Source organism: Neisseria sp. P0001.S005, assembly GCF_051963715.1.
Genome location: NZ_JBQCTZ010000198.1, coordinates 1 through 6,235, shown reverse-complemented (window position 1 = coordinate 6,235; position 6,235 = coordinate 1). Strand labels below are relative to the sequence as shown.

Here is a 6,235-nt window from a genome sequence, read left to right as displayed (position 1 = left end):
GTGAACTACGTCAATGGTGCGAACATTGCCGGTTTCGTCAAAGTTGCCGATGCCATGTTGGCGCAAGGTTTCTAAAAACCGCATCAACACAAATCATAAGGCCGTCTGAAATATTTCAGACGGCCTTTTTCTTTATAAAGCAAATTTTATACGCCCAAATAACCTTCCCTGCTGGAAAGCCATCTTGCCAAATGCGCTTCGACGATTTCGGGGTTTTGTTCAATCAGCATCGGGGCGATTTCGCGCGCTTGTTCCAAGAGGTGCAGGTCTTCTTCGAGGTTGGCGAAGCGCAGCATGGGGACACCGCTTTGGCGCGCGCCGAGAAATTCTCCGGGGCCGCGGATGTTGAGGTCTTGGCGGGCGATTTCGAAGCCGTCGGTGTGTTCGTAGATGACTTTCAGCCGCGCTTTGGCAAGTTCGCTCAAGGGTTCGGCAAACAGGAGGACGCACACGCTTTCCGCCGCGCCGCGCCCTACCCGTCCGCGTAATTGGTGAAGCTGTGCCAAGCCCATGCGCTCGGCGTGTTCGATGACCATCAGGGCGGCGTTGGGCACATCTACGCCGACTTCGATAACGGTGGTGGCGACCAAGACGTTCAGACGGCCTGCGGCAAACTGAGCCATGACTTCGGCTTTTTCGGCAGCCTTCATGCGCCCGTGTACCAAGCCGATGTTGAGTTCGGGCAAGGCTGCCTGAAGCTGCTCGAGGGTTTCTGTGGCGGTTTGCAGTTGCAGGGTTTCGCTTTCTTCAATCAGCGGGCAGACCCAATATGCCTGCTGCCCTTTGCGGCAGATGTTGAGGACGAAGCCTTCGACTTCGGCGCGGCGGACGTTGTTGACAAGGCGGGTTTTAATCGGGGTACGCCCGGGCGGTAATTGGTCGATGACGGATACGTCCAAATCGGCGAAGAAACTCATGGCAAGCGTGCGCGGGATGGGCGTGGCGGACATCATCAGCTGGTGGACGTCGCGCCCTTTGTTTTTGAGGGCGAGGCGTTGGGCGACGCCGAAGCGGTGTTGCTCGTCCACAATCACCAAGCCCAGATTTTGGAACTCGACGTCGTCTGAAAACAGGGCGTGCGTGCCGACGGCGATTTTGACGGTACCGTCGGCAAGTTTGGCTTTGGCTTCGTCTTTGGCTTTTTTGCGCTGGCTGCCGGAAAGCCAGACGACTTCGAGTCCTAAGGGTTCGAGCCATTGTTTGAACTTGATGAAATGCTGTTCTGCAAGGATTTCGGTCGGCGCCATCACAGCCGCCTGTGCGCCGGATTCGATGGCGGTCAGCGCGGACAAGGCGGCGACGATGGTTTTGCCACTGCCGACATCGCCTTGCAGCAGGCGGTGCATGGGATGGGTTTGCGCCATGTCGCGGCGGATTTCGGATACGACTCTTTCTTGTGCATTGGTCAGGGCAAACGGCAGGGCGTGGCGCAGGGCTTGGGTCAATGTGCCGTCGCCGCCCAATGCCGCCGCCGTGCCGCTGACACGCTTCTGCCGCGCCAGCCGCATGGACAACTGTTGCGCCAAAAGTTCGTCGAATTTGAGCCGCTGCCATGCAGGAAGCGCGCCGTCGGAAAGCTGGTGGATGGTAAAACTCGGCGGCGGCGAATGCAAAAGGCGCAGGCTTTCGGCGAGGTGCGGCAGTTTCAGACGACCCAATAAGGCATCGGGCAGCGTGTCATGCAGCGGCGTGACGTCCAAGGCCGTCTGAATGATGCGGCGCAAAGTGGGTTGATTTAAACCGTTTACGGTCGGATAAATCGGTGTGAGGCTTTCCGCCAAACCGCTGCTCTCGGCATCGCGGATTTTGGGATGAATCATCTCGTCGCCGTAAAACCCATGTTTGATTTCGCCCACGGCGCGGATGCGTTTGCCGACCGCCATCTGTTTCTGATGGCTGGCGTAAAAGTGGATGAAGCGCAGAAAAAGGACGCTGCCGGAACCGTCGGCGATTTGGACAATCAACTGCTTGCGCGGTTTGAACGTTACTTCCTGATGGATGACTTCGCCCTCGACCTGACACGGCACGCCGATCGGCGCATCCTTAATCGGCATGATGTGCGTCTCGTCCTCGTAACGCAGCGGCAGATGCAAAACCAAATCCCATGCGGTATGGAGGTTGAGTTTGTCGAGCTTCTTGGCGGAAACGTCGGTGATTTTGAGCTGTTTTTGGGTTTCGGGCGTCATCTTAAAAGGCAGCTGATTGAAAGTTTGCTGTATTTTATCCGAAAACAAAAAGGCCGTCTGAACGTAATGTTTCAGACGGCCTTAATTTAGGTATAACGCGATTAAGCGTTAGCTCCCTGTTGTTCTTCGTAGATTGCTTCGAAGTTGATCGGAGCAAGCAGTACAGGTGGGAAGCCGGCGCGGGTTACGCTGTTGGAAATGGCTTCGCGTGCGTAAGGGAACAGGATGTTTGGACAAGCAACGCCCAGCAGCAGTTGTACGTCTTCTTCAGGAATGTTTTCCAGACGGAAGATGCCGCTTTGGGTTACTTCGTTCAAGAACATGGTGCGCTCTTCGTTCAGTTTGGCAGTCACGGTCACGGTAACGTCAACGCTGTAGAAGCCGTCTTCCAGTTTGGTGCTGCCGGTAGAAATGCGCATATCCACTTCAGGCTCGCCTTGTTCCAAGAAGATTTGTGGTGCGTGAGGCACTTCCAAAGACAAGTCTTTTACATACAGACGCTCAACGCTGAATACGGGTTGCAATTCTTCGCTCATTTTATTTTCCTAAGTTAAGGGTTAAGGATTCAGTAATTCGTCCAACTTGCCTTCCTGCTGCAAGCGGTACAAATCGGTAAAGCCACCGACATGGGTGTCGCCGATAAAAATCTGCGGCACGCTGCTCTGGCCGGAAAGCTGCTGCATTTCGGCAAAAACTTCCGGATTGCCGTCGATGCGGATTTCGTTGATTTCTTTCACACCCACCGCCTGCAAAAGCCTTTTCGCCATGGTGCAGTACGGGCAATATGGACCGGTATAAACAGTAACGGTTTGCATGATCTCTTCCAAAATACCAATGTTCATGACTATATGGGCATAGATGCTATTTTACAAGTATTCCCGCCGTACGGTTGTAAAAAACATTCAGACGGCCTCTTGACCATAAACATTTGTGCAGATGCGGAAAAACCATAATTAAAGTATGATAAGCGCTTTCGCAGAATGACTTTTGCCATTTGTTTTTTGGAGAAGAACACATCGCAAAAGTTTTTCTATTCAAAATCAGGTATCCCCATGCTTTCAGGAATTCCCATCCCCAAGGACGCCGTGCGTCCGTCCGAAACCGTCCTCGTCAACATCACTCCGCAAGAAACGCGTGTGGCTGTTTTGGAAGAGAACAATATCTGCGAGCTGCACATCGAGCGCAACAGCGGCCATAGCTTGGTCGGCAATATTTATTTAGGCGTCGTCAAACGCGTCCTTCCCGGCATGCAAAGCGCGTTCATCGATATCGGCTTGGAACGCGCCGCGTTTTTGCATATCGTCGACGTCCTCGAACAACGCCGCAACCCGGACGAAACCCAACGCATCGAACATATGCTCTTTGAAGGCCAGTCTGTCTTGGTTCAGGTCATCAAAGACCCCATCAATACCAAAGGCGCGCGCCTGTCCACCCAAATCTCGCTGGCCGGCCGTTTCCTCGTCCATCTTCCGCAAGAAGACCACATCGGCATTTCCCAACGCATTGAAGACGATGCCGAACGCAGCAGTTTGAGGGAGCGTCTCAACAACCTGCTGCCCGAAAACGCCTGCCACGGCTATATTATCCGCACCAATGCTGAAAACGCCTCCGATGACCAACTGCAATCAGACATCAACTATCTGACCAAAGTGTGGGAACACATTCAAAAACAGGCAAAAATTCAGCCGCCCGAAACCCTGCTCTATCAAGATTTGCCATTAAGCCTGCGCGTATTACGAGATATGTTCAGCCTCGATACGCACAAAATCCTGGTCGATTCCACTGAAAACCACCGCCGCATGACCCAGTTTGCCGAACAATACGTTCAAGGTGCATTGGGCAGAATCGAGCTGTTCAAAGGCGAACGCCCCCTATTTGAAACCCACAACATCGAGCAGGAAATCGCCCGCGCCCTGCAACCGCGCGTCAATCTCAACTTCGGCAGCTACCTCATCATCGAGTCCACCGAAGCCATGACCACCATCGATGTCAACACCGGCGGCTTTGTCGGCGCGCGCAATTTTGATGAAACCATCTTCCGTACCAACCTCGAAGCCTGCCACACCATCGCCCGCGAACTTCGCCTGCGCAACCTCGGCGGCATCATCATCATCGACTTCATCGATATGGCGCAGGAAGTCCACCGCGAAGCCGTCCTGCAAGAGCTTGCCAAAGCCCTCAGTTTCGACCGCACCCGTGTCACTCTCAACGGCTTTACCAGCCTGGGTCTTGTCGAACTGACCCGCAAACGCTCGCGCGAAAACTTAAGCCAAATCCTCTGCGAACCCTGCCCTTCCTGCCAAGGTCGGGGCCGTCTGAAAACGCCGCAAACCGTGTGCTACGAAATCCAACGCGAAATCGTCCGCGAAGCGCGCCGCTACGATGTCCAAGCCTTCCGCATTTTGGCCGCTCCAAATGTCATCGACTTGTTCCTAGACGAAGAATCGCAATCGCTGGCGATGTTGATAGACTTTATCGGTAAACCGATTTCGCTGGCAGTCGAAACCGCCTACACGCAGGAACAATACGATATTGTGTTGCTGTAAAGATAAAGGCCGTCTGAAAACTTTTCAGACGGCCTTCTTGTTTGAGCAAATAAAGATTACGGTTTCACTACTTTACCGTTGATTTTGACGGAAGTCAGTTTCAGGTTGTAGGTTTTGCCATCATCGGTATAGCTGATTTGCGCAGGGATATTGTCGATATCGGAAGCAAACGAGTAAGTCACGGTATCGTCACCGCGGCGGACGCGATATTTGCTTACAGGCGTTGTACCGCCATTCAGTTTATAGCTTTCGCTGCCGATTTTGTTCATGCTGCCGACGGTATACAGTTTTTTACCGTTGGTAATTTTCAAGCCTGACGGCAGGCGCACGTCATTGGCGGCCAGTTGCCATGCCAAAGCGAACAAATCCATGGCCGGGCCGGATTTTTCGGTTTTCAAATCGCCTGCTTTGCCGTAAGTGATGTTGCCGCCGGAGAATTTGGCCTCGGCATACAATTTACCGCCGCGTACATCTTTGTAGTAAGACGGATGCAAGGTCGTGCCGTCGATGCTGCCGCCGGATTCAAAGCGGATATTGTAAAGCGGTACTTTGATGGTAGAAACGATTTTGTATTGGTTGCCGCTGCGTGTGAAGGTCATGGTCGCAGGAATACCGTAGCTGCCTGAGTATTGCAAAACGGCAGATTGCGGCAATTCAACGGCTTGCGCGCCGATGGAGGCTGTAAGTAGGGAAAGTGTCAGCAGGGTTGTTTTAATCGGATTCATGATGTTTTCCTTGTGTGTATGGTGTTTTAATTAAGCCAACAGGCTTTGACCGGCGGCATTACGTTGTGCATTCAAAACGCGGTTGCCTTCGATTTTCAGACGGCCTGCAACAAAGTCGGTAACGGCTTGCGGGAAAAGCTGGTGTTCAACCGTCAGCACGCGTGCGGCAACGTCGTCAGCGGTATCGCCGTCCAAAATAGGAACAATGCCTTGTGAAATAATCGGGCCGCAATCCAGCTCGGGCGTCACGAAATGGATGGTACAGCCTGCCACTCGGCAACCTGCTTCCAATGCTCGTTCGTGGGTATGCAGACCGGTGAAAGAAGGCAGGATGGACGGATGGATGTTTATCAGGCGGTTTTCATAATGGGCGCAGAATTCCGGAGTCAAAATACGCATAAAGCCCGCCAATACAACCAAATCGGGCTGATAGGCATCGATTTTTTCCATCATGGTCTGATCAAATGCTAAACGCGAGTCGAAGTTTTTATGGTTCAAACTGTCGGTGGCAATACCGCGCTCTGCTGCCCATGCCAATCCGGCTGCAGTTTCGCTGTTGCTCAATACGGCTGCAATGTTGGCATCGGGAATATTGGCATTCACAATCGCCTGCATATTGCTGCCGCGTCCGGAAATAAGGATGACGATATTTTTCATCATAATTCCTTGCTTGTTTGGAACAAAGGCCGTCTGAAACGGAATTTTTCAGACGGCCTTTTATCCGTTGTTTAAGGGCGTAAGCCTTGATTCGGATTATTGAACTTTTTGTACGTCAACT

The 6,235-nt window shown here is 52.8% G+C and carries 6 protein-coding genes and 1 pseudogene; 2 read left to right on the top strand and 5 right to left on the bottom strand.

The genetic code is table 11. The features are described 5' to 3' along the window. A pseudogene (locus tag ACTHSP_RS16740) lies at window positions 1-75 on the top strand (glutamate dehydrogenase); the annotation flags it as partial. A 71-nt stretch (window positions 76-146) separates the two neighbouring features. On the opposite strand, the gene recG reads toward ACTHSP_RS16740, so the two are convergent. The 3 genes from recG to grxC all read right to left on the bottom strand — a co-directional run bounded on the left by recG (window position 147) and on the right by grxC (window position 3,001). Then, window positions 147-2,186, bottom strand: a complete 2,040-nt coding sequence (recG, locus tag ACTHSP_RS16735; RefSeq protein WP_440346492.1) for an ATP-dependent DNA helicase RecG — start codon at window positions 2,184-2,186, stop codon at window positions 147-149. Between the two features lie 101 nt (window positions 2,187-2,287). Beyond that, on the bottom strand, window positions 2,288-2,722 hold the full coding sequence (gene secB / locus ACTHSP_RS16730; RefSeq protein ID WP_049352172.1) for a protein-export chaperone SecB: 435 nt from the start codon (window positions 2,720-2,722) through the stop codon (window positions 2,288-2,290). A 21-nt stretch (window positions 2,723-2,743) separates the two neighbouring features. Then, window positions 2,744-3,001, bottom strand: coding sequence for a glutaredoxin 3 (grxC, locus tag ACTHSP_RS16725; protein WP_440346491.1), 258 nt, complete (start codon window positions 2,999-3,001; stop codon window positions 2,744-2,746). 237 nt (window positions 3,002-3,238) lie between these two features. On the opposite strand from grxC, the gene ACTHSP_RS16720 reads away from it, so the two are divergent. Then, window positions 3,239-4,732 carry an Rne/Rng family ribonuclease gene (locus ACTHSP_RS16720; protein ID WP_107858142.1) on the top strand — a complete coding sequence of 498 codons (1,494 nt, stop codon included), beginning with the start codon at window positions 3,239-3,241 and terminating at the stop codon, window positions 4,730-4,732. A 56-nt stretch (window positions 4,733-4,788) separates the two neighbouring features. Here ACTHSP_RS16720 and ACTHSP_RS16715 read toward each other — a convergent pair whose 3' ends face one another. Both ACTHSP_RS16715 and purN read right to left on the bottom strand, forming a co-directional pair. Next, window positions 4,789-5,457 (bottom strand): DUF3108 domain-containing protein, encoded by a 669-nt coding sequence (locus ACTHSP_RS16715; RefSeq protein WP_440346490.1) that lies wholly within the window; start codon window positions 5,455-5,457, stop codon window positions 4,789-4,791. 30 nt (window positions 5,458-5,487) lie between these two features. Further along, window positions 5,488-6,114 (bottom strand): phosphoribosylglycinamide formyltransferase, encoded by a 627-nt coding sequence (gene purN, locus ACTHSP_RS16710; RefSeq protein WP_440346493.1) that lies wholly within the window; start codon window positions 6,112-6,114, stop codon window positions 5,488-5,490. Between the last annotated feature and the right edge of the window lie 121 nt (window positions 6,115-6,235).